General features: G+C 61.2%; 22 protein-coding genes, 1 tRNA gene and 1 pseudogene. 16 read left to right on the forward strand and 8 right to left on the reverse strand.

Going from position 1 to position 20,919, the window contains the following annotated elements:
• Nucleotides 1–1,367 precede the first annotated feature (1,367 nt).
• A complete protein-coding gene (locus tag NKI22_RS30785; RefSeq protein ID WP_352648076.1) occupies nt 1,368–1,670 on the forward strand; it encodes a DUF1236 domain-containing protein in 303 nt (100 codons plus the stop codon).
• 254 nt (nt 1,671–1,924) lie between these two features.
• On the opposite strand, the gene NKI22_RS30790 is transcribed toward NKI22_RS30785, so the two are convergent.
• Both NKI22_RS30790 and NKI22_RS30795 read right to left on the reverse strand, forming a co-directional pair.
• Complete coding sequence (locus NKI22_RS30790; protein ID WP_352959634.1) at nt 1,925–2,152, reverse strand: hypothetical protein; 228 nt, start codon at nt 2,150–2,152, stop codon at nt 1,925–1,927.
• A 394-nt stretch (nt 2,153–2,546) separates the two neighbouring features.
• A complete protein-coding gene (locus tag NKI22_RS30795) occupies nt 2,547–3,302 on the reverse strand; it encodes an SDR family NAD(P)-dependent oxidoreductase (protein WP_352938540.1) in 756 nt (251 codons plus the stop codon).
• Between the two features lie 265 nt (nt 3,303–3,567).
• On the opposite strand from NKI22_RS30795, the gene NKI22_RS30800 reads away from it, so the two are divergent.
• The 7 genes from NKI22_RS30800 (at nt 3,568) to NKI22_RS30830 (ending at nt 8,725) form a co-directional block, all read left to right on the forward strand.
• On the forward strand, nt 3,568–4,164 hold the full coding sequence (locus NKI22_RS30800) for a L,D-transpeptidase (RefSeq protein ID WP_352959637.1): 597 nt from the start codon (nt 3,568–3,570) through the stop codon (nt 4,162–4,164).
• A gap of 203 nt (nt 4,165–4,367) precedes the next feature.
• Entirely contained in the window at nt 4,368–4,508 is a 141-nt protein-coding gene (locus NKI22_RS30805) for an ABC transporter (RefSeq protein WP_352938545.1), read from the forward strand.
• A 142-nt stretch (nt 4,509–4,650) separates the two neighbouring features.
• On the forward strand, nt 4,651–5,250 hold the full coding sequence (locus NKI22_RS30810) for a hypothetical protein (protein ID WP_352959639.1): 600 nt from the start codon (nt 4,651–4,653) through the stop codon (nt 5,248–5,250).
• A gap of 160 nt (nt 5,251–5,410) precedes the next feature.
• Nucleotides 5,411–5,998 carry a protein-S-isoprenylcysteine O-methyltransferase gene (locus NKI22_RS30815; protein WP_352959646.1) on the forward strand — a complete coding sequence of 196 codons (588 nt, stop codon included), beginning with the start codon at nt 5,411–5,413 and terminating at the stop codon, nt 5,996–5,998.
• Nucleotides 5,999–6,008: 10 nt separating this feature from the next.
• A complete protein-coding gene (locus tag NKI22_RS30820) occupies nt 6,009–6,788 on the forward strand; it encodes a hypothetical protein (RefSeq protein WP_352938550.1) in 780 nt (259 codons plus the stop codon).
• Complete coding sequence (locus NKI22_RS30825; RefSeq protein ID WP_352938553.1) at nt 6,785–7,675, forward strand: SDR family NAD(P)-dependent oxidoreductase; 891 nt, start codon at nt 6,785–6,787, stop codon at nt 7,673–7,675. Before NKI22_RS30820 ends, NKI22_RS30825 begins: the two co-directional genes overlap by 4 nt.
• 582 nt (nt 7,676–8,257) lie before the next feature.
• Nucleotides 8,258–8,725 (forward strand): hypothetical protein, encoded by a 468-nt coding sequence (locus NKI22_RS30830; protein WP_352938556.1) that lies wholly within the window; start codon nt 8,258–8,260, stop codon nt 8,723–8,725.
• A 162-nt stretch (nt 8,726–8,887) separates the two neighbouring features.
• On the opposite strand, the gene NKI22_RS30835 is transcribed toward NKI22_RS30830, so the two are convergent.
• The 3 genes from NKI22_RS30835 to NKI22_RS30845 all read right to left on the reverse strand — a co-directional run bounded on the left by NKI22_RS30835 (nt 8,888) and on the right by NKI22_RS30845 (nt 10,055).
• A complete protein-coding gene (locus tag NKI22_RS30835; protein ID WP_352938558.1) occupies nt 8,888–9,214 on the reverse strand; it encodes a hypothetical protein in 327 nt (108 codons plus the stop codon).
• A gap of 213 nt (nt 9,215–9,427) precedes the next feature.
• A tRNA-Ala gene (locus NKI22_RS30840) sits at nt 9,428–9,503 on the reverse strand.
• A 162-nt stretch (nt 9,504–9,665) separates the two neighbouring features.
• Nucleotides 9,666–10,055, reverse strand: a complete 390-nt coding sequence (locus tag NKI22_RS30845; RefSeq protein WP_023676282.1) for a TIGR02300 family protein — start codon at nt 10,053–10,055, stop codon at nt 9,666–9,668.
• A gap of 194 nt (nt 10,056–10,249) precedes the next feature.
• On the opposite strand from NKI22_RS30845, the gene aroA reads away from it, so the two are divergent.
• The 4 genes and pseudogenes from aroA to rpsA all read left to right on the forward strand — a co-directional run bounded on the left by aroA (nt 10,250) and on the right by rpsA (nt 14,466).
• A complete protein-coding gene (aroA, locus tag NKI22_RS30850; protein WP_352817011.1) occupies nt 10,250–11,608 on the forward strand; it encodes a 3-phosphoshikimate 1-carboxyvinyltransferase in 1,359 nt (452 codons plus the stop codon).
• Nucleotides 11,605–11,883, forward strand: a pseudogene (locus NKI22_RS30855) (DUF6881 domain-containing protein); the annotation flags it as partial. The gene aroA and the pseudogene NKI22_RS30855, both read left to right, overlap by 4 nt.
• A 30-nt stretch (nt 11,884–11,913) precedes the next feature.
• The gene (cmk, locus tag NKI22_RS30860; protein ID WP_023718022.1) at nt 11,914–12,564 is read left to right on the forward strand and encodes a (d)CMP kinase; all 651 of its coding nucleotides are present in this window, start codon (nt 11,914–11,916) and stop codon (nt 12,562–12,564) included.
• Nucleotides 12,565–12,768: 204 nt separating this feature from the next.
• Nucleotides 12,769–14,466, forward strand: coding sequence for a 30S ribosomal protein S1 (gene rpsA / locus NKI22_RS30865; protein WP_023676278.1), 1,698 nt, complete (start codon nt 12,769–12,771; stop codon nt 14,464–14,466).
• 90 nt (nt 14,467–14,556) lie between these two features.
• On the opposite strand, the gene NKI22_RS30870 is transcribed toward rpsA, so the two are convergent.
• The 3 genes from NKI22_RS30870 to NKI22_RS30880 are packed head-to-tail and all read right to left on the reverse strand — an operon-like array spanning nt 14,557 to nt 17,747.
• On the reverse strand, nt 14,557–15,264 hold the full coding sequence (locus NKI22_RS30870) for an SDR family NAD(P)-dependent oxidoreductase (RefSeq protein WP_023718023.1): 708 nt from the start codon (nt 15,262–15,264) through the stop codon (nt 14,557–14,559).
• A 57-nt stretch (nt 15,265–15,321) separates the two neighbouring features.
• Nucleotides 15,322–16,902 carry a 5-guanidino-2-oxopentanoate decarboxylase gene (locus NKI22_RS30875; RefSeq protein WP_023718024.1) on the reverse strand — a complete coding sequence of 527 codons (1,581 nt, stop codon included), beginning with the start codon at nt 16,900–16,902 and terminating at the stop codon, nt 15,322–15,324.
• Entirely contained in the window at nt 16,899–17,747 is an 849-nt protein-coding gene (locus tag NKI22_RS30880; protein ID WP_031193690.1) for a dimethylarginine dimethylaminohydrolase family protein, read from the reverse strand. The genes NKI22_RS30875 and NKI22_RS30880 overlap by 4 nt, the downstream gene beginning before the upstream one ends.
• Before the next feature lie 218 nt (nt 17,748–17,965).
• Here NKI22_RS30880 and NKI22_RS30885 point away from each other — a divergent pair, with 218 nt between their 5' ends.
• The 4 genes from NKI22_RS30885 to NKI22_RS30900 all read left to right on the forward strand — a co-directional run.
• Nucleotides 17,966–18,775 (forward strand): ABC transporter ATP-binding protein, encoded by an 810-nt coding sequence (locus tag NKI22_RS30885; RefSeq protein ID WP_023718026.1) that lies wholly within the window; start codon nt 17,966–17,968, stop codon nt 18,773–18,775.
• A 54-nt stretch (nt 18,776–18,829) separates the two neighbouring features.
• Nucleotides 18,830–19,624, forward strand: coding sequence for a transporter substrate-binding domain-containing protein (locus NKI22_RS30890; RefSeq protein WP_352483947.1), 795 nt, complete (start codon nt 18,830–18,832; stop codon nt 19,622–19,624).
• Between the two features lie 127 nt (nt 19,625–19,751).
• Nucleotides 19,752–20,483, forward strand: coding sequence for an ABC transporter permease (locus NKI22_RS30895; RefSeq protein WP_036244431.1), 732 nt, complete (start codon nt 19,752–19,754; stop codon nt 20,481–20,483).
• The coding region (locus NKI22_RS30900) for an ABC transporter permease subunit (RefSeq protein WP_352959644.1) at nt 20,483–20,919 on the forward strand (437 nt) is incomplete at its 3' end. The genes NKI22_RS30895 and NKI22_RS30900, both read left to right, overlap by 1 nt.

Consider the following 20,919-nt stretch of genomic DNA (forward strand, 5'->3'; position numbering starts at 1 on the left):
GATGACAAGCACGGGACACGGAAAAGATGACCGCAATCATAGCACGAACGCTCGGAATCGACATCTCGAAAGATCGCCTCGACGTCCATCTCCTGCCGGAAGGCACCGGGCTGTTTGGAATGCGCAGTTACCATCATCGTTGCATCGATCAGAGATTGGAACGTTCAGCCCTTTGCCATTGAGAGCGCGGGCCGGGCATTCAGCCATGCCATCGCTACCGATCCACTTAGCCCACTGAGAACAGTGGCGGAACAGGTAGGGGTCCGAACCCGGATCGCGCTGAAAACAGCGGCGTAACAGCAGCGGCGGCTGACCCTTTTGAACCTTTTGAGTGTTCGCTGTAGGGCGCTTATCCAAATGTTCGGCCGCTCGTCGGCGATTCAGTGAGGAAACAGGGGAGCGGGCTCGGAGTTGGCGCGAAAGGAAGCGGGTCCAAGAACATGCCGGCCAGTTCCTGAGGGCGTCAAGAAGCGACCTACGAAGCAGTGGGTTGGGCCAGGCGTGAAGCTGCGGATCAAGCACCTATCGTGGCGAACATAAGTATATACGCTATGCCCCGCTGCTGGGTTTCGACGATGAGAGCTAAGCCTATCTTTCCCAGCCCGCTGGCGGAAATCTGTCCGAAAGCGTACAATAGTAGATCGTCAGCAACAAAACATGGCCGCTGACGCTTAGGAGCGACCATCGCACTCTTGGCCCAACACAAGGCATTTGGTGTGATGTCAGAAAAACAAGGGCGAGCCCGCCTGAATCCAGAATTCGTAAGCGGACTTGCCCGGGAGTCCGGAGCAACCGAGCAGCAAATACGCGACATTGCATCTCTGGTCGGGCTCGATCGTGCCTCGATTTTGAGAGAAGCGCGTCTTTTGATTGCTGATCTAAGGCCGAAGCTTTAGGTTTTGCTTCGCTGCTGGGCTTCGGCGACGATCCGGAGCGTCCTGGGAAATAAGGCCCGCCTGCCAAATCCAGGAAAGGCCGGCGGGCCCCTATCAGCGCAGGAAGGGACTTTAGCTGCGCAGATACAATTTCTGGGGACTGTTTTGGAGCCTCATTTCTGGCTAACGACCATCAGCTTGCGACTATTCCAATTACCAAGAAGGTGATGGAGATGGCGAAAACCGGTGCAAGCAGCCAGCGAGCTTCGTGAACACTGTTCTCCATAGGCTCTCCTCCTTGAGGGACCGCAACGAGTACGAACAGACGCAGTTCCGGCCGGCGGCGTATGCGGGGCCATTGCGCACAGCAACTCAGACTAAGGTCCTACGCGCGGCAGACCGAAGGCTCAGTTCGGAACGTCTGCGGAAGCTGCAGGTTTGGGGAAGCTTTGGCGCGATGTTTTGCGCCCACGAGCCCACAAGGAGACAGCTATGAGAATTCATCTTTCCACCGCAGTCGCGGGATTCCTGCTGCTTGCAGGTGTCGGCGCCGTAGCCGCTCAGGACGTCGTCATCGAGCCTGAGCAGGAAACCGTCATCAAGGAATATGTCAAGAAACAGCCGCTCGCATCGGTGAAAGTCCCTGGAGTGGAGCTCAATATTGGTTCGACGTTGCCCGATACGGTCGAGCTTCATGAAGTGCCTAACGTCAAGAAGTATCGCTACACGGTCGTCGACGATCGGACCGTCGTTGTCGACCCGGGCACACGCAAGATCGTCAAGATCATCCAGTGACCTGACGACTGAGAAGACAGCCCGCCGTGCCGAAGGGTGCGGCGGGAAGCCAAGCATGAGCTCTCCAGAATGCGAGGCGCTGCAATGTCCCTCTCTCCCAGTCTATCCTCCGTTGGTCTGACTTTCCAATGCCCGCATTGCAACTTCGCCGTCGTCCGGAACGGCAGTTGGTTTCAGGTCGTTTCCCATTACAAATGCGATGGGTGCGGACGCGAGGTCCGGATTACCTACCCCGACAAGATTCCCGCTTCCCGCTAGTTCGCTGGCCCCGTGCCGTGCCATCGGATGAAAGCTGCATCCTTGCCGGTAATGTCCTTCACCGATTTCAACAGGGTTTCATGGACCGCTCGAAGCGCTCGATGGTGGTCGCAGGTAGGCGATAGCAGCGGCCGGACGATGCTCTTGTGAAGCTCTTCCGCAGCCGCCATGAAGCGGTCGATCTCGACCTGTGAAAGTTGCTTAGAAGGTTTGTGTCTGGCCATTTTTGCGATCTCCGTTTGAGGATCGCCGCAACGGGGCTATGAGGACCATATTCCTATTGTCTCAGCAAGGGGCGACTGAGAATTTTCCCCAAGGCTAGTTCTCTGCCTGAGCGACTTTCGCCCCAACTGAGCGCAGCGCCCATCTTCTCCACGCTGCGACGCGAATGGCATCTGGCGGACCGATGCGTCCTTGCATTAGCAAACTCTTAATACGTTGCGGCACTCTTTCTTGTATTTCATTACGGTTACAACGTGGGCGGGAACTGCCGCTTTTTGCGTTCACCATCATAGTGGGTGCTGGCTTTGGCGCCGCCTTGGCCTTCGTCACCTAGCTGACACGCCACGTTTGCTCGTCGTTCTGCGCCTTGAGGCTCGCCATGCAGGCGCCATTTACCTAATGGGCGGTGTAAGCTCCGTCCACCAGATGGTAGCTCCCAGTGATAAAGCTGGCCTGATCGGACAAGAGGAAGCACACAAGAGCCGCTACCTCTTCCGGTTTCCCGCGCCTGCCCATCGGCTGAAGGGCTGCCATGCGCCGGATGGCTAATGCCTCCATTTGCTCCGATAAAAGAGGCGTTTCGATCCAGCCGGGGCCGACGACATTGATCCGGATGCCCATCCTCGCATATTCAATCGCCGCAACCTTGGTTAGTCCAACGACCCCGTGTTTCGCTGCCGTGTATGCGGACGCAGTTGGCAAGCCGACGGAACCGAGAACGGAGGACATGTTCACGATGGCGCCTCCGCCTCGATCCAGCATGGCGGCGATTTCGTACTTCATGCAGTAGAAAACGCCAGTTAGGTTGACGTTTATCAGCTTGTGCCAGTTGTCGAGCGGATAGTCTGCCGTTGCTTTTCGAACGCCGTCCATACCTGCATTGTTTACCGCCATATCCAGTCCGCCGCATTTCTGGACAGTGAACTCGATCAGCTTTTCCACGGCTGCCGCATCCGTGACATCGACCGCAAAGTCGTAGGCCCTGCCTCCTTGCGAGCGTATCTCGGCGGCTTTGCAGTGCGCGGCCTCGGCATCAAGGTCGGCGACAACAACCTCGGCTCCTTCTTGCGCGAGTTGCCGTGAAACAGCCGCTCCTATTCCGGAGCCTGCGCCGGTCACAATCGCGACTTTACCACGGAAGTCAGGCTTCATCGTCTCTATCCTATGCCCATTGTGACATAACCGAACAGAGGCAGACGGTTATCGCAAGAAGTTTCGCTCCAATTCGCTTGTCAATCCTGTGAATTCACCTTGCCCCTTACCATCTCACCTGCGGCCGCATACGCTGGCAAACGGTTACACCAAGCAACCGGCCTGACTGGATTTCAAGGCACCACACAGCGAGACTTGGCCCGCATGCCTTGGAATGTTAGAGACGAGGGCGGCGGTAAGTTGACCAGTTTCTTAGCAGGTAGAAATGGAAGAACACCACATAGCGCGCCGGGGGCTCGTGCTGGGTAGTCTGGCTCTGATGGTTTCCGGATGTACGTCAGCGTTACGACAGGCGGCTGAGCCGATTTCATCCGCGTTCGCACCAAGGCGTGGCCTGGATCCTCGTTACCGACGGCAGCATGTGCGGTACTACGGAAACGAGCCGGCTGGAACGATCGTCGTCGATACTTCGCAACGTTTCCTCTATGCCGTCGAGACGGACGGTTGGGCGACGCGCTACGGCGTCGGCGTCGGCGAGCAGGGACTTTCGTTCAAGGGTACAGCGACCGTCGGCCGCAAGGCGGACTGGCCGTCGTGGACACCGACCGCCAGCATGATGAAGCGCAAGCCGCGCCTGGTGCAGTATGCAGGGGGGGTCCCTGGCGGACCAAACAACCCGCTTGGTGCGCGTGCCCTTTATCTCTATCGCGACAGGCGCGACACCCACTTCCGGATACATGGTACAAACGAGCCATGGACGATAGGCACAGCGGTATCGAACGGGTGCATCCGTTTGATAAATGACGACATTATTGACCTCTACGACCGTATCCCTTTGGGCACGACGGTGGTGGTTATTTGATGGTCTGAGATGCCCGGGCAGGCCTGATCTCCGTTGTGGTGAACCCTGCCAGCACGTCACCGTAAAGGTGCCGCCGGCAACCGGGTGCCAACTGTGTCATTTCTGCACTAGGCTTTGGTGTAGATCGCAGGTAACTTGGCGGGGCTGCATATTATTTGTGGCGCTTCTATAGGCTATTCCGCCCCCGGGGAAAGGATTGCTTGATGAGCAGGATCTTGATTGCAATGGTTGCCACGCTCGCCGTTGCCAGCCTGAGCGGCTGCGCGAACGGCTGGATCGGCAAAGGAAAGGGGAAGGCTCCTCCACCGGAACCCGCTCCGGTAGAGCAGCCCGTGATTAAATAAGGACCGGCTTTCGGTAAGTATGGGAGGGGCCGCCAGGCCCTTCCCCGTCGATACGCAGGGGCCAAGGCCGGATTCGTAGCCTACGTGCGGTTAGCGGGCATAGGCTGGCACTAGGTCTGCGGTCCTCGGAGTTCGGGATGAGATGACGCTTGTAAGTGGCCGTTCAACAATTGTGGCCCTGCTCGCGCTTGCCGCAGCGTCATGTCAGTCGCAGGACAACAAGCCCCAGCCGAGTTTCGTGTCCAATGATCGGGCACTAAGAACCGCGGCGATGCCGGCGAGCGCGGCGGCATCAACTCAAGCCCAACGGCATTTCATCGAGTTCCGCTCCCGGTACGCCCTTACCTACGGCCATTCCTTCGTGATTTTTGGACGATTGAACCAGGCGGGACGGATGGTCAACCCCGAAGTCGCGGGGCTCGCTCCGAAGTCCAGTGATCCCAATGTCTATGTTCTCGGCCATTTGGCGCCCGTGCCAGCCTCGACCGGGTGGACGGACGGCGACCTGGAAGATGCCTACCGATCGGCAAGCTGGCGAGTTTTGCTTACCGAAGCCGAATATAGGAAAGTCGTCGCGAGCATACGAAGGCTGCAGGCCAGTTCTCCGCTTTGGCACGCGTCGCTCTACAACTGCAACGCTTTCGTAGCGGACATCGCCAGATCCATGGGGTATAAGACCCCCGGTACCTGGCTCCGGCCGCAACAATTCATAACCAAGCTTCGGGAGATGAACGGGGGTTGAAATGCGATTGGCAAAACCCGCTTTCGCGCTCGTTCGCCCCGTTAAGTCCGAAAGGAACGCGCTCCGAATGTCTATCGGTCGACAACTCGGACGGTGACATCGTTGCGACGGCTTGCCGTGGTCCCAGATCGAGAAAAGGCTCCGGTGACCTGAAGTGAGCATTGCTGTAGCCTCAGTTGGCGAGATCATATGGGTGATCGGCATCGTTGCCTGGTACGTGACCCGGTATCCCTTCGAGCGCCGGGCAAGGCGCGTGCGAATTGTAGCGGGCGGCCGCTCAAGTTCCGACTCCGTCGGGCTTGCATCGGCTCTCCTTGGCCTCGCGATCCTGCCTGGCTTCTATGTCGCCACCGGCATCCCCGGAGCGGCTGACCATCCGGCCAGCGCGTGGTCCGTGGCGCTCGGAACCATGATCTTCTGCTCCGCGCTGTGGATTTTTCGCATATCCCACAAGGAACTTGGCCGTAACTGGTCGATTACGCTGGAGATTCGCGAACGCCATGAACTGGTCTGCGCCGGGCCATACGCCTTGGTCCGCCACCCGATGTACACCTCGTTCCTGCTCATGGGGCTCGGCCAGGTCTTTCTGCTGTCGAACTGGGTTGCGGGCACTTCGGGTTTGATTGGTTTCGCAGTCCTTTTTCTGCTGAGAGTGGATAAGGAAGAGCGTATGATGCTGGAGAAGTTCGGCTCGCAATACCGTGCCTATATGGAAAAGACCAAGCGAATAGTCCCTTATCTTTACTAGAGGTCTTTTGATGCGAGGCCGAGCCCTCAAGCTTTCGGCGCCCCGGCGCCTTGTTGGCGATCTGATGAGGTTTTCGATCGGCGTGCCACGGGTCGCGGTGCAGCGTCAGATGAACCTCGGTCCACTCGTAAGGGCTAGAATGGCGCAGCAGACCAGGCCCTCTTGGACCGCGATCTTCCTGAAGGGATACGCGCTTCTCGCCCGAGAGATGCCGGAGCTGCGGCGCGCCTATGTCAAGTTGCCCTGGCCGCAGCTTTACGAGTATCCGGTAAGCGTAGCCTCGATTGCCCACGAGCGCGAATATGACGGCGAGCCGGCCGTTCTGTTGAGCCGCATCAAGTGCCCGGAGCGCTACTCTATCACGGAACTTGAGGAATCCATCCATGCGGCTCGATCACGGCCGATCCTGGAGGTCCCGGAGTTCCGGCGTGCCTTGCGGATGGCACGTGCGCCCGCGCCCCTCAGGTGGCTGCTTATGTGGCTAGGGCTGAATATCGGTCGGCAAAGGGCAAATTACTTCGGTACCTTCCAACTGTCCGTCTATTCGGGTCTCGGTGCGGAATCACTCAACCCGCTGACACCATTGACCACGCTTCTAAACTACGGTCCGATCGGCAAAGACGGATCGGTGAATGTCCGCATCCACTACGATCACCGGGTAATGGATGGAGCGAACGTCGCACGAGCACTGGAGAGATTCGAACAGATTCTGAACGGCACTGTCGCCAATGAAGTGGTGCTGCTCGGTCAAAGTGTTGCCGCTCCTGCAAGAAAGAGGAACGCGACATGATTTCGCACCGTGAATTCCGGCCAGCCGTCGTCGTGATTGGCGGCTCGGGTGGAATTGGCCGGGCAATTGCGAGCGTCGCTGCACGGGAGCGCGGTGCGGTTGTGCTGGTTGCCCGCTCGCCCGAGGGTTTGGCCGCCGCGGCGGCTGAGGTTCGGGAGGGGGGTGGCGAGGCATTCACGCTCGAGTTGGATCTCGTGGCAGGCGATGCGCCAACGCGCCTAGAGGACTTTCTGTCCGCACGCGGCCTGGTCTGTGATGTCCTGGTCAACAGCGCCGGCTATGGCCTGCGGGGCGCGGCGACGGCGCTGCCTATTGATGGTCAACTCGGCATCATCGATCTCAACATACATTCCCTCACAGAACTGACCCTCCATTTTCTGCCGGGAATGGTGGCGCGCCGACGGGGCGGGGTGCTCAATCTCAGTTCCGTGGCCGGGTTCGTTCCAGGGCCTTATATGGCTCTGTACTTCGCTAGCAAAGGTTTCGTGCGCTTCTTCTCAGAGGCGCTTCATCAGGAGTTGCGCCGAACCGGTGTGACGGTCACATGCCTGGCACCAGGTCCGGTGTCGACGGAGTTTCTCGCAAGGTCAGGCGCCTATCAGACGGTGCTCTTCAACATCTTGCCAAAGGTGGATCCGGAGTATGTGGCCGAACGTGCGTGGCGAGGGTTCAAATCCGGTCGTCGCCTCGTCGTACCGGGAATCTCGGCCAAGTTGGCTGCCCTTGCGGCGGCGCTCCTGCCTTCCGCAGCGATGCTGCCCCTGGTCGGCCGGCTGCAACGCGGCGGCAATGATCCATGTCCTTGCGGTTCAGGTATGAAGTTCAAGAAATGCTGCGGTACCCGCCAGATCCAGCTACGCCGGGGCCTTCGGGGAATTATCCCCTGACCGGACCAGCACGCCACCGCTCGCCATTTCAGGAGTCGCTGATGGTCTGGTTGCGGCTCAACGAACAAACGCCTTTCCGCTTGACCTGAGGTGCAGGGCGCATGGAGTTGCTCTCGGCTGGCGAGACCAAAGCCCAACTTTCCAACCCTGGCGCCCTCCAAGTCATTGAGATTGCTTACATCTGAACCTGAGAACCAAAGATGCGAGGTTGACAGCTTTGGAGAATATTGGCCAGAGAACGCCCATTCACGAGGAATAGCCGGCACGCGGTTGCCAGCTTTTCTTGAAAAGCCCGCAGTTCCGCGGGATATCGATCCTCCTGGGTCGAGGCAGAGAAAGTTGGGGCAGGGTGCGTTGGCGGAGGGAGAGTAACCGAAATCCAACCTTCTCCAGCAGAGCATGCTTATTGTGCCCTGGCCGGTACCTCCGTCTTCCGTCCAATTCGTGCGGCTCGCTGCTTCCGGCAGCGGGCCGCTTCTTTCGCGCACGAGGCTGAAATCAGCGGCATTCGTCTGCTACTTTTTCTTTGTCGCCAATTGTGTCCGTCTGGACAGTATATGACGCGACGCTAATTTAATGCCAATGGCACGTTTTCTGTTGAGCCTCGTTTCGATTTTATTTTGCTGCACGCTTCTCCAAGCGCAAGCGTGGCAGCTTTTCGGCTTCAGGCAGTTGGGCTTCATATTCGAAGTTCCCCCTGGCTTTGTCCTGACGCAGCGTTCGGACCAGGGCGCGGAATTTCGGGGTGAAAACGATGCCCTTCTTACCGTGTGGGGCGCAAGGCTCGGCAAGCACAGTTTTCGCGCCGAGATTGAGCACCGCATGGTCGAGGATGAAAAGGACGGCTGGAAACTGACCTATAGGCGCGTCACGCCGAGATGGGCCAGCTACTCGGGTATGAAGAACGAACAGATCCGATATGTCCGCGCCATTGCGGTCTGCAACGACCGTGCCGCGCTCTTTGTCATAAATTACAGCAGCGATGAAAAAATCCCGTACGATCCGATTGTGGTGCGAATGGTGCAGTCCCTGAGGGCGGAAGGTTGCTGAGAACCGTTAAACCGTCCATCCATATCAAACCCGTCATGGCGCTTTCCGCCGTTGCTTCGAATACTGATCGTCAGCCGGTCCAGCGGGCAGCGCAATCGCGATTGGAAGCCAACTTTCGAACGAGGGGGCTGAAAGTGGCCCCTCTTTGGCCTGATGCAGAAACTAACTGCCCGTGCAACGCGCGAGTTCCTTTTCCTCTCGAATGGCGATGTCAAAGTGCATTTCGTTCTCTTGCTGCTGCCTAGATCGAAGGAAGGCGATTAGGGCCGAGAGCGAGAGCGCGCCTAAGCCGCCATCGACATTCGAGGTCGAGCCTAGGGAAAGCTCCCTTTCCGCTTCCAGCTCTGGAATCAGTTTGGCCGGATCTCCGCCGCCGCTGGCCAGCATGGAATTTGCTGCGTTGAAGATGGTCCGCGCGAATAGCCAGGCAGCGGCCGGCGCGTCTGCTTTAAGCGCGTGAAACTCTGCCCGCAATTCGAGGATGGCCAATAGACGCTCTTGCTGGCACCTCGCTGTCCCTAGTCCGAACATTTCCCATCCCCTCGCCTTTCGGCAAATCTGGCGGAAAACGGAGACTAGGGCAAAAAATAATTTTGCGACCCAATAAGCGTCTCGGGGTGCCCCGGCGGTGCCCCGAAGGGTTCCAGGAAAAAGAGCCCCGAAGGGCTGACTGGTAAGTATCGGAAAAGGCCAGAGAATTTTTGGTGGAGCCAATCGGAATCGAACCGACGACCTCTTGAATGCCATTCAAGCGCTCTCCCAACTGAGCTATGGCCCCACTCCGGCAGTTCGCCGGCGCCGTTTCCGGCGAAGAGATCCGGCGCGGGTTGAGACCGCGTCGTTAGTGCAGGCGGCTTCTAACCCCGCCTTCAGTCAATATCAAGCCTTCAAGAACCGCTTTTTCTAGGCAGCGCCGCGAAAGCCGGCGAATGCGGTTCGCTCAGACTTCGTCGTCGTCTTCGCCGACGCCGATCATGTCGGCAACGTCGTCGTCTTCTTCCTCCTCGTCGGCAAGGAACGTGTCATCCTCGTCATCGCCAAGGTCAACGTCGTCCTCGTCATCGCCGAGATCGGGAAGCTCGTCGGCCTTCGCGTCCTCGTCCGCCTCTTCGAGAGAGACGACCTCGACGCCCTCTTCCTCTTCGGCGTCCACTTCCTTCTCGGCAACTTCCTCTTCCTCCTCGAGGGCGGCTATCTTGCCTTCCTCGAAATAGGAGCGCGGATAGCTCTTGCCCGTGTAAGGCGAGACGATCGGGTCCTTGTTCAAGTCATAGAATTTTCGACCCGTCTCCGGGTCGATGCGTTTGGTGCCAAGTTCGGGTTTTGCCACAGCAAGCCTCGTCGATGAAAGTTTGGTCCCCTTAACCAGAGTTTACGGCGCTGTCAAAGCGAAAAGCCGGCGTCCCAAAAAGCTTGAATTCGAAGGCCTTCGTACCAAGGGGATGACCATCTCGATCCGCCATGATAGGAGACCGCGCAAACCACAAGAAAATGGCCGGCCGCCGGCGTTTCCAGGAAAGAACCATGTCGCACACTGCCGCCCCGAAGCAGGCCACCGCCCGAAAATCATCTGGTCTTTCCGGCGCGGCACGGGTGCCGGGCGACAAGTCGATCTCGCACCGTTCCTTCATGTTTGGCGGGCTGGCCTCCGGCGAAACCCGCATCACCGGACTACTGGAAGGCGAGGACGTGATGCGTACGGGCGCTGCCATGAAGGCGATGGGCGCTCATATCGAGAAGCATGGCACTGAGTGGGTGATCCGCGGAACCGGCAATGGCGCGCTGCTGCAACCGGAGGGCCCGCTCGATTTCGGCAATGCCGGCACGGGCTCCCGCCTCACCATGGGCCTGGTCGGCACCTATGACATGGAAACCACCGTCATCGGCGACGCCTCGCTGTCCGGCCGGCCGATGGGCCGCGTGCTCGAACCGCTTCGCCAGATGGGCGTGCAGGTGCTGAAGGCGACACCCGGCGACCGCATGCCGATCACGCTGCGCGGGCCCAAGCACGCCGCGCCGATCACCTACCGCGTGCCGATGGCATCGGCGCAGGTCAAGTCGGCGGTGCTGCTGGCGGGGCTGAACACGCCGGGCATCACCACCGTCATCGAGCCGGTGATGACGCGCGACCACACCGAAAAGATGCTCAAGGGATTCGGCGCCAATCTGTCGGTCGAGACCGACGAGCGCGGCGTGCGCCACATTTTCATCGAAGGCCAGGGCAAGCTCACCGGCCAGACCATCGCGGTGCCTGGCGACCCCTCCTCGGCCGGCTTTCCGCTGGTGGCGGCGCTGATCGTGCCGGGCTCGGACATCACCATCGAAAACGTGCTGATGAACCCGACGCGCACGGGGCTTCTTTTGACGCTGCAAGAAATGGGCGCCCGGATCGACATTCTCGACCGCCGCAATGAAGGCGGCGAGGATGTTGCCGACCTGCGCGTGCGCTATTCCGAACTGAAAGGCGTCACCGTACCGCCCGAACGGGCGCCGACCATGATCGACGAATATCCGGTGCTTGCCGTGGCGGCCAGCTTCGCCGAGGGCGAAACGCTGATGCTTGGCCTGGAAGAGCTGCGCGTGAAGGAATCCGACCGGCTGTCGGCGGTGGCCGAAGGGCTGAAGCTCAACGGTGTGGACTGCAGCGAAGGCGAGGCCGCGCTTGTCGTGCGCGGAAAACCGGGCGGCAAGGGCCTCGGCCAGCATCCCAACGGACAGGGCACCATCGTCCAGACCCATCTCGACCACCGCATCGCCATGAGCTTCCTGGTGATGGGGCTGGCGACGGAAAAACCGGTAACCATCGACGACCAGGCGATGATCGCAACGAGCTTTCCGGAATTCATGGGGCTGATGAAGGGGCTGGGTGCGGAGATCGAGTGAGATACTTTTACGTTCATTGGAAACATCGCATACCGGGGGAGCCGTCCCATCTCTGGTATGAAGTTGCCGACGACAATTTCCAGAACCGGACTATCGAGTTCTATACCGATGGCTCCGTGGGTTTTGCCATTCGCGGCGCTGCCCTCGACGGGTCGGAGGATATCGAGATCGGGGGCACCAGAAATTCCGTAGAAGGCTTTCCCGATCTCACAGAGATCAATTCCGACAATCAGTTCGAGGCCTCGGAGGTCAACGCGGTTGACTTCGAGCGCCGATGGAGTGAGGCACTTGCATCGAGGTTTCGAATGACGACAGGCTTCACCATCGCCATCGACGGCCCTGCAGGCGCTGGAAAGGGCACCCTTGCCCGACGGCTCGCCGATCACTACCGGCTAAACCTGCTCGACACCGGCCTCACCTATCGCGCGGTGGCGCACTCGCTGCTCCGGCTCGGCCTGCCGCTCGACAATGTCTCGGCCGCTGAAACCGCGGCTCGTCAGGTCGATCTGGCAAAGCTCGACCGCGCCGTGCTTTCGGCACACGCCGTCGGAGAGGCTGCCTCGAAAGTGGCTGTCATCCCGTCGGTGCGGCGCATTCTGGTCGACAAGCAGCGCGACTTTGCAAAAACCCCGCCGGGCGCGGTGCTCGACGGCCGCGACATCGGCACTGTCGTCTGTCCCGATGCCGACGTAAAACTCTATGTCACGGCCAGTGCCGAGGTGCGGGCAAAGCGGCGGCTGGACGAAATCGAGAGCATCGGCGGCACTGCCAATTTCGATGAAATCCTTGCCGATATCGTGCGTCGCGACGAGCGCGACATGGGCCGCATGGACTCGCCCTTGAAACCGGCAGCCGATGCGCACTTGCTCGACACGTCGGAAATGGCTATAGAAGCCGCGTTTCTGGCAGCTCGGGCGATCATCGATGACGTCCTGGCCAAGAGAAACGAAGCCTGAGCCGGGTTTTCCTGCCGCCGCCGATTGCCGGCGACAAAAAGAATTCCCATATTGGGCATGGACCAGCCTGCCAGCATTCTTCATGCGCCGGAATTGCCGCCCAAAGGCGGCCAGGGCTTTTTGCCCGGAACGCCGGCAGGCCAACGCAACGCTAACCCACGGCGCCCGCCCCGCGACAGATTGCGGGGCATTCCAGGAGAAACTATGTCAGTTGCAAATCCCACTCGCGATGATTTCGCGAGCCTGCTCGAAGAATCATTTTCCGCCGGCCATTCCGGCGAAGGCCAGGTCGTCAAGGGCATCATCACCGCCATTGAGAAGGACATGGCCATCATCGACGTCGGCCTCAAGGTCGAAGGCCGCGTGCCGCTGAAGGAATTCGGCGTCAAGGGTAAGGACACGACGCTCAAGGTCGGCGACACGGTCGAGGTCTATGTCGAGCGTATCGAGAACGCGCTTGGCGAAGCCATGCTGTCGCGTGAAAAGGCCCGCCGCGAAGAGAGCTGGGTCCGTCTCGAAGAGAAGTTCACCAAGGGCGAACGCGTCGAAGGCGTCATCTTCAACCAGGTCAAGGGCGGGTTCACCGTCGACCTCGACGGTGCCGTGGCTTTCCTGCCGCGCAGCCAGGTCGATATCCGCCCGATCCGCGACGTCTCGCCGCTGATGCACAACCCGCAGCCCTTCGAGATCCTCAAGATGGATCGCCGCCGCGGCAACATCGTGGTGTCGCGCCGCACCGTACTCGAGGAAAGCCGCGCCGAACAGCGTTCGGAAATCGTGCAGAACCTCGAAGAAGGCCAGGTGGTCGAAGGCGTCGTCAAGAACATCACCGACTATGGTGCGTTCGTCGACCTCGGCGGCATCGACGGCCTGCTGCACGTCACCGACATGGCATGGCGCCGCGTCAACCATCCGACCGAAATCCTCAATATCGGCCAGACGGTCAAGGTGCAGATCATCCGCATCAACCAGGAAACCCACCGCATCTCGCTCGGCATGAAGCAGCTCGAGAGCGATCCGTGGTCCGAGATCGGCACCAAGTTCCCGATCGGCAAGAAGATCAAGGGTACCGTTACCAACATCACCGACTACGGCGCATTCGTCGAGCTGGAGCCGGGCATCGAAGGCCTCATCCACGTTTCGGAAATGTCGTGGACCAAGAAGAACGTGCATCCCGGCAAGATCCTGTCGACGACGCAGGAAGTCGACGTGGTGGTGCTCGAAGTCGATCCGGCCAAGCGCCGCATCTCGCTCGGCCTCAAGCAAACGCTGGAGAACCCGTGGGAGGCCTTCGCGCGCAGCCATCCGGTCGGCAGCCAGGTTGAGGGCGAGGTCAAGAACAAGACCGAGTTCGGCCTGTTCATCGGCCTCGAAGGCGATGTCGACGGCATGGTCCACCTTTCCGACCTCGACTGGACCCGTCCGGGCGAGCAGGTGATCGAGGAGTACAATCGCGGCGACATGGTCAAGGCGCAGGTGCTCGACGTCGACATCGACAAGGAGCGCATCTCGCTCGGCATCAAGCAGCTGGCCAAGGACACGGTCGGCGAAGCGGCGACGTCAGGCGAACTGCGCAAGAACGCAGTCGTCACCTGCGAGGTTATCGGCGTGAAGGATGGCGGTCTGGAAGTGCGGCTGGTCGACAGCGGCATCGAGACCTTCATCAAGCGCTCCGACCTCAGCCGTGACCGCGACGAGCAGCGCCCCGAGCGCTTCACTGTCGGCCAGAAGGTCGACGCCCGCGTCATCGCCTTCGACAAGAAGACCCGCAAGCTGCAGGTCTCGATCAAGGCGCTGGAAATCGCCGAAGAGAAGGAAGCGGTCGCCCAGTACGGTTCGACTGACTCCGGCGCTTCGCTGGGCGACATCCTGGGTGCCGCGCTGAAGAAGCAGGGCAGCTAAGCCAACACTGCGCCTCGCGCAGGTTGTAAACGAAACAAAAAGCCCCGCCGGAGCGATCCGGCGGGGCCTTTTTTGCACCCGACCTGAATTTCAGGCCCTGCCGTAAAGCGGCACCAGCGTGCCGCTCATCGCCAGATTGGCCGGCGAAGCGAGGTAGGCAATGGCCTCCGCGGCTGCTTCCAAGCTGACCCATTTGCTGAAATCGGCGCCCGGCATGTCAGCCCGGGTGGCCGGCGTGTCTAGGGTCGAGGGCGCCACGGCGTTGACCAGTATGCCCTTGCCCTTCAGCTCTTCGGCCATCGCCACGGTCATCGCGGCGACCGCCGCCTTGGCGGCAGCGTAAGCCACCTTGCCGGAGCCGCGCCGCGGATCGAGCCCGGCTCGCGCGGTGACATTGACGATGCGGCCCGATACGGAAGATTCCAGCATCGAGCGTATCGCCGCGCGGCAGCACAGGAAGGTGGTGCGGGCGTTGGTGTCCATCATCTCGGCAAAGGAGGCGGGCTCGATCTTCTCGACCGGTGCGGCGGTGAAGCCGCCGGCCAGATGCACCGATGCCCACAAATCCGGAACGCTAGCATAGAAGGCATCGACCTTGGCAGCGTCGGCGAGGTCGACATTGTGCGCCAGCCTGACGCGGTCATGTGCCGGGAAGGGAAAATGGGCAGGCGCGGCAGCGTGGGCATTGGGCACATGGCAAATCGCGCCCTGCTCCAGCAGTTTCCCTACGACCGCGCCGCCAAGCGCCCCGGTGCCGCCGGTCACCACGATATGTCTGCCGTCCAGTGTTTCCGTCATATTCGACCGCTCCGTCGTTGCGCGCCGCCGATGCGGAAGGTCGCGCCTTTCGCGCAATCACTCAACCGAAATCTCGATGACGTAGGGTCGTCCCGCCGCCCGCGCGCGCCGTAGCGCGTCCGCCAAGCCGCCGGCGCCGGAAATCCGCTCGGCGGCAATGCCATAGGCTTCGGCCAATTTGCAGAAATCCGGCGGTGCCGGGGAGACGCCGACCGGCTCGACGCCGACATCGAGCATCGAGGTTTCGATCTCGCGGTAGCCGCGATTGTTCCAGACGGCGAAGATCACCGGCGCCGCCGCGTCGAGCGCGGCGCCCAGTTCCGGCAGGGTGAACTGGAAGCCGCCGTCGCCGGTGAGACAAACGACCGGCGCCTCAGGCCTGGCAAGGGCAGCACCGATCGCCGCCGGCGGGCCATAGCCGAGCGCGCCGAAGCCGGTAGCGGCGTTGAACCAGCCGCCCGGCCGGTCGTGATCGTAATAGAGGTTGGCGGCGTAGACCGGCTGGGTCGAATCGCCGACGATGATCGAGCCAGGCAGCGCATCACGGATCGTCTCGACGGCGCGCAATTGCGCCTGCATAGCTGGGCCAATCTCGGCAAAGGCCGCTTGCCGCGTCGCGGCCGCGCGAGCGGCGCCGTCGCCTGATTGCGCCTGGCCCATGCCGAGTTCGGCATGCAGCGCCTCGAGCGCTGCGCCACAATCGGCCTGGATCGAAATCCGGGCCGGCCGCCTGGTAAGTTGGTCGGCGCCGATGTCGATGCGGATCAGATTGGCGGGCAGGACAAAACCGCCGTCGCCATAGCCGTCATAATCGGTCGGACCGAATTCGGTACCGGCGGCGATGACCAGGTCGGCATCGGCCATCAGCGCACGCACCGCCTTCAGGCTGGGGCTGGCCGGCACGCCAAGCGGATGGCGATAGAGCAGGCCGCGCGCATTGGCGGTCTGGACGACCGGCGCTCCCAACCTCTCGGCCAGGCGCTGCAACGGCGCTTCGGCAGCTTTGGCGCCGCCGCCGGCCAGGATAAGCGGCCGGCGGGCGGCAGCGCAAAGCCTGGCTGCCTCAGCGATCACCGCGGCGCCCGGCTCGGGCGGGGCCGAATTCCGCAGCAGCGCCACGATGCCGGTGGCGGGCATGGTCATGACATCGGTCGGGATCTCGATATGCACTGGCCCCGGACGCGAGGATGAAAAAAGTGCAAAAGCGCGGGCGAGCACGCCGGGCAATTCGCCGGCCTCGGTGACACGGTGCGAAAACAGCGCCACCTTCTCCATCATGCCGCGCTGGTCCGGCAGTTCATGCAGATGGCCAAGGCCCTTGCCCAGCGTCGGCGTGGCGTTGACGCCCGAGATTACCAGCATCGGCACCGAATCGGCGCGCGCCTGGCCCATGGCGGTGATGGTGTTGGTCAGCCCCGGCCCGGTGATGACGAAGGCGACACCCGGCTTGCCGCTGGCGCGCGCATAGCCGTCAGCCATGAAGCCGGCGCCCTGCTCGTGGCGCGGCGTGACGTGACGGATCTTCGACCGCGCAAGCCCGCGGTAGAGCTCGACCGTGTGCACGCCGGGAATGCCGAAGACGGTGTCGACGCCGTGCGCTTCCAGCAAGGTGATGAGCGCTTCGCCGATCGTCGTCATTGTCTTAGCACCGGGCGCGTGAGGCAGGTTGGGCCGCCCTCGCAGGCAATGCACAGCGCATCGGCCTCGAATGTCGAGACCGTACAGCCGGCGGCCTGCATGGCAGCCGCCGTCTTCGGAAAACCGGCAACGGCGATAACCTGGCGCGGCGCGGTCGGCAGGACGTTCAGGCTGAGCCCGCTCGAGGCGAAGAATTCGTCGGCGTCGCCCTCGACCAGGCGAATGCCATGCGCACGCAGCATCTGGTGGAAGGCGACCGGCAGGAGCGGCCCATAGACCAGCGCCAGATCGTCGGCGAGCGGGCTGATCACCGACATCAGATGCAGGCAGGCGTCCTCGCCTTGCCAGAGCGGCAGGTCGAAGCCATAGACCTGGATGCCTTTGGGTGAAAGCAGGTTGGAGAGCTGCTGGATGCCGTGCTGATTGGTGCGTACGCCGCGGCCGACCGCCAGTGTGTTTGCATCCATCCACACGCAGTCGCCGCCCTCGACCTGGCCGGGAGTCTCGATACGGCCGAGGACAGGTATGCCCATGCGCCCATAAGCTGCCTCGTGCAGGCCGGGCTCGGGCCGGCGCAGCGCCTTGCCCATGGCAAGGATGACCGCGCCATGGTCGGTCATCAGCGAGGGATCGTGGGTAAAGACAGAATCGGCAAGCCCGTCATCGGCGTCGCTCAGCCATTCGATCTCGGCGCCTGAGCCGGAAATCAGCCCGGCCAGCGCTTCATGCTGGGCCGCCGCTTTTTGCGGATCGAAGCCGGGACCGTAGTGCCATTCCAGTGCTTCGGCCCGATGCATGGCGCTGGCGGCGGAGCGCATCAGCACGCGCTGCAGCGGCCCGGCCATCGACTGCGACCCGTATGCTTTGCCCACTAAATTCTCCTGAAACGCGCTCCCTCCTGCCAATAGCCACTCGGCAGGCCGTGATCAATGGTCCAAAAACTGCGGTTGACGGAGGCAAGCGGAACGGTCCATCTTGAGAATCGGAACGCTGTCCAGTGACGGGTAATGGGTAATAAATTCCAGCAAGGACTGCCTCGGCTGCTCCGCGGGGCACCGCGACGATGACAGCGCCGGCCACCGCCCTGAAGCATACGGTGCAGAACGGCGCCGCCGAAGCCATCCACGTCGAGAACCTGCACAAGAATTTCGGCAAGCTGCACGTATTGAAGGGCGTTTCGCTGTCGGCGCGCGATGGCGAGGTGATCGCCATCATCGGCGGCAGCGGCTCGGGCAAGTCGACGCTGCTGCGCTGCATCAATTGCCTGGAGAACCCGACCAGCGGCATCATCCGCGTCAATGGCGAAGAGATAAAGCTGAAGGCCGACAGCCACGGCCACACCGTGCCCGCCGACCGCAAGCAGATCGAACGCATCCGCTCCAAGCTCGGCATGGTCTTCCAGAACTTCAATCTTTGGAGCCACATGACGTTGATCGAGAACGTCATCGAGGTTCCCGTGCATGTGCTCGGCGTCAAGCGCGATGTAGCGATCGGCGAGGCGGAAAAGCTGCTCGCCCGCGTCGGCCTGGCCGAAAAACGCGACGTCTACCCCGCCTATCTGTCGGGCGGCCAACAGCAGCGCGCAGCGATAGCCAGGGCGCTGGCCATCAATCCGCGCGTCATGCTGTTCGATGAGCCGACCTCGGCGCTCGACCCGGAGTTGGTCGGCGAAGTGCTGAAGGTGATCGGCGACCTGGCGCGCGAAGGCCGCACCATGGTGCTGGTCACGCATGAGATGAAGTTTGCCCGCGAGGTGGCGACGCATGTCGTCTATCTCCATAACGGGCTGGTCGAGGAAGAAGGGCCGCCGGAACAGATCTTCGGCGCACCAAAATCCGAAAGGCTGAAGCAGTTTCTGCGCAATGTTGGATGACTTGCGAGAAAAGCAGACGGGAACGTCAAAACCAAAAAACGGGAGAACTGAAAAATGAAACCTTTTCTCAAAACGGCGCTCGCGGCCACGCTGATCGCATTGTCGGGCGCATTTTCGGCAAGCGCCGAACAGATCAAGGTGGGTTTTTCGCCGGAAGCCTATCCGCCGTTTTACTCGCAGGATGCTTCCGGCAAGTGGGGTGGCTGGGAAGTCGACATCGTCAACGCCATTTGCGGCGAAGCCAAGCTGGATTGCGCATTGACGCCAGTCCCGTGGGACGGCCTCATCCCGGCGCTTAAAACCAAGAAGATCGATGCGATCATGAATTCGATGTCCATTACCGACGAGCGCAAGAAGGAAATCGACTTCTCCGACAAATACTATAACACGCCGACTGCGGTGATCGGCGCCAAGGATCAGAAATTCGATGCGACGCCAGAGGGGTTGAAAGCCAAGATAGTCGGCGTTCAGGCGTCTACGGTGCACGCCGCCTACGCCAAGAAGCACTTCACCGACGCTGCGGAAATCAAGGAATACCAGACGCAGGACGAGGCAAATCAGGATCTCGCCGCCGGCCGGATCGATGCCACTCAGGCCGATTCGATCGCGCTCGACGCGTTTTTGAAGTCGGACCAAGGCAAGGCGTGCTGCGACCTCAAGGGTTATGTCGCGCCGGACCTTGAAGTGCTCGGGCCGGGCGTCGGCGCCGGCATGCGCCAAGGCGACACCGAGCTCAAGGACAAGATCAATGCCGCCATCAAGGCCATTCGGGCCAATGGCAAATATGCCGAAATCACCAAGAAGTACTTCGATTTCGACATCTACGGCGAAGCGTCGCAGTCCAACTGACGGCAACGGCGTCAAGCCGGGCATGCCTAGCCGCCGTCGTCGCGGTGGGCATGTCCGGCTTGACGCATCATTGGCGCCTCAACCCGCAAGTCCCAGGGGACATAAGCTGAGCGACGTTCTCGCCACCATGTTCGGAGCCAGTTCGCTGGAATTGCTGTCCTTCGAACCGCCGAACGGCAGGGGTCTCAGCCTTCTGCATGGGCTGGCAAACTCCGTCGGAATTGCTTTCGGTTCCTTTGGGGTTGGTCTTTTGATCGGCGTCGGCGGCGCCTATGGCAAGCTCTATGGCGGGCCGGTGGTCCGTGACCTGCTGGAAGTTTACACCACAGTGGTCCGCGCCGTGCCCGAGCTGGTGCTGATCCTGCTGCTTTATTTCGCTGGTACCGACCTCATCAACCAGTTGCTTACCGCGCTCGGCTATGCCGCGATCGACATCAACGGGGTTGTCGCCGGCATAGGCGTGCTCGGGGTCGTGCAGGGCGCCTACTCCACCGAAGTCTTGCGCGGCGCAATCCGCGCCGTTCCGCAAGGCCAGATCGAAGCCGCGCGGGCCTATGGAATGCCTCCCGGCCTGCTTCTCAGGCGTATAACGCTGCCGGCGATGCTGCCCTTCGCCATTCCGGGGCTGGCAAATTTGTGGCTGATCGCCACCAAGGACACCGCGCTTCTCGCGATCGTCGGCGTCAATGAACTGACCCAAACCACACGGACGGCAGCCGGCGCGACGAAGGCTTATTTCACCTTCTTCATGGCGGCGGGCGCGCTTTATCTCGTTCTGACCCTCGTCTCCAACGTCGTCATCGGGCGGGTTGAGCGCTGGGCGCGACGCGGCATGCCGTCGATCGCGGGATCGCACTGATGGCGACCGAAACCCCGGTCATTGACGCCGCCGCACGGGCCTCGCTCTGGATGCAGCCACACCGCATAGCTCTGATCCTGATCGCGCTGGTTGTCGTACTGGCATCGATTTTCCTCATGCGCTGGGATTGGCTTCCCACCTATCTGCCGCTGGCTTTGCAAGGCATATGGCGGACCATCTGGCTGCTTGTGGTAACGTCGGCTCTGGGCATCGCGCTCGCCATCCCCCTCGGCCTGGCGCAGGTGATCGGCCCGCCGATCTTGAGCGTGCCGGCCAAGGTGTTCTGCACGATTGTTCGCGGCACGCCGCTGCTGCTCCAGCTCTGGCTGCTCTACTACGGACTGGGTTCGCTGTTTCCGCAATTTCCGTGGATACGCGAGTCGTTCCTCTGGCCCATTCTAAGGCAGGCATGGCCCTACGCCGTTCTTTCTCTGAC

The sequence above is a fragment of the Mesorhizobium sp. M0778 genome, from assembly GCF_040320105.1.
GTDB lineage: Bacteria > Pseudomonadota > Alphaproteobacteria > Rhizobiales > Rhizobiaceae > Mesorhizobium.

What these genes read in the sequence shown, in the direction of transcription:
- NKI22_RS30895 (WP_036244431.1), top strand. Translation starts at nt 19,752, where the DNA reads ATGTTCGGAGCCAGTTCGCTGGAATTGCTGTCCTTCGAACCGCCGAAC.
- NKI22_RS30890 (WP_352483947.1), top strand. Translation starts at nt 18,830, where the DNA reads ATGAAACCTTTTCTCAAAACGGCGCTCGCGGCCACGCTGATCGCATTG.
- NKI22_RS30810 (WP_352959639.1), top strand. Translation starts at nt 4,651, where the DNA reads ATGACGCTTGTAAGTGGCCGTTCAACAATTGTGGCCCTGCTCGCGCTT.
- NKI22_RS30875 (WP_023718024.1), bottom strand. Translation starts at nt 16,902, where the DNA reads ATGACGACGATCGGCGAAGCGCTCATCACCTTGCTGGAAGCGCACGGC.
- NKI22_RS30880 (WP_031193690.1), bottom strand. Translation starts at nt 17,747, where the DNA reads ATGGCCGGGCCGCTGCAGCGCGTGCTGATGCGCTCCGCCGCCAGCGCC.
- NKI22_RS30800 (WP_352959637.1), top strand. Translation starts at nt 3,568, where the DNA reads ATGGAAGAACACCACATAGCGCGCCGGGGGCTCGTGCTGGGTAGTCTG.
- NKI22_RS30870 (WP_023718023.1), bottom strand. Translation starts at nt 15,264, where the DNA reads ATGACGGAAACACTGGACGGCAGACATATCGTGGTGACCGGCGGCACC.
- cmk (WP_023718022.1), top strand. Translation starts at nt 11,914, where the DNA reads ATGACGACAGGCTTCACCATCGCCATCGACGGCCCTGCAGGCGCTGGA.
- rpsA (WP_023676278.1), top strand. Translation starts at nt 12,769, where the DNA reads ATGTCAGTTGCAAATCCCACTCGCGATGATTTCGCGAGCCTGCTCGAA.
- aroA (WP_352817011.1), top strand. Translation starts at nt 10,250, where the DNA reads ATGTCGCACACTGCCGCCCCGAAGCAGGCCACCGCCCGAAAATCATCT.
- NKI22_RS30805 (WP_352938545.1), top strand. Translation starts at nt 4,368, where the DNA reads ATGAGCAGGATCTTGATTGCAATGGTTGCCACGCTCGCCGTTGCCAGC.
- NKI22_RS30795 (WP_352938540.1), bottom strand. Translation starts at nt 3,302, where the DNA reads ATGAAGCCTGACTTCCGTGGTAAAGTCGCGATTGTGACCGGCGCAGGC.
- NKI22_RS30790 (WP_352959634.1), bottom strand. Translation starts at nt 2,152, where the DNA reads ATGGCCAGACACAAACCTTCTAAGCAACTTTCACAGGTCGAGATCGAC.
- NKI22_RS30820 (WP_352938550.1), top strand. Translation starts at nt 6,009, where the DNA reads ATGCGAGGCCGAGCCCTCAAGCTTTCGGCGCCCCGGCGCCTTGTTGGC.
- NKI22_RS30825 (WP_352938553.1), top strand. Translation starts at nt 6,785, where the DNA reads ATGATTTCGCACCGTGAATTCCGGCCAGCCGTCGTCGTGATTGGCGGC.
- NKI22_RS30785 (WP_352648076.1), top strand. Translation starts at nt 1,368, where the DNA reads ATGAGAATTCATCTTTCCACCGCAGTCGCGGGATTCCTGCTGCTTGCA.
- NKI22_RS30885 (WP_023718026.1), top strand. Translation starts at nt 17,966, where the DNA reads ATGACAGCGCCGGCCACCGCCCTGAAGCATACGGTGCAGAACGGCGCC.
- NKI22_RS30830 (WP_352938556.1), top strand. Translation starts at nt 8,258, where the DNA reads ATGGCACGTTTTCTGTTGAGCCTCGTTTCGATTTTATTTTGCTGCACG.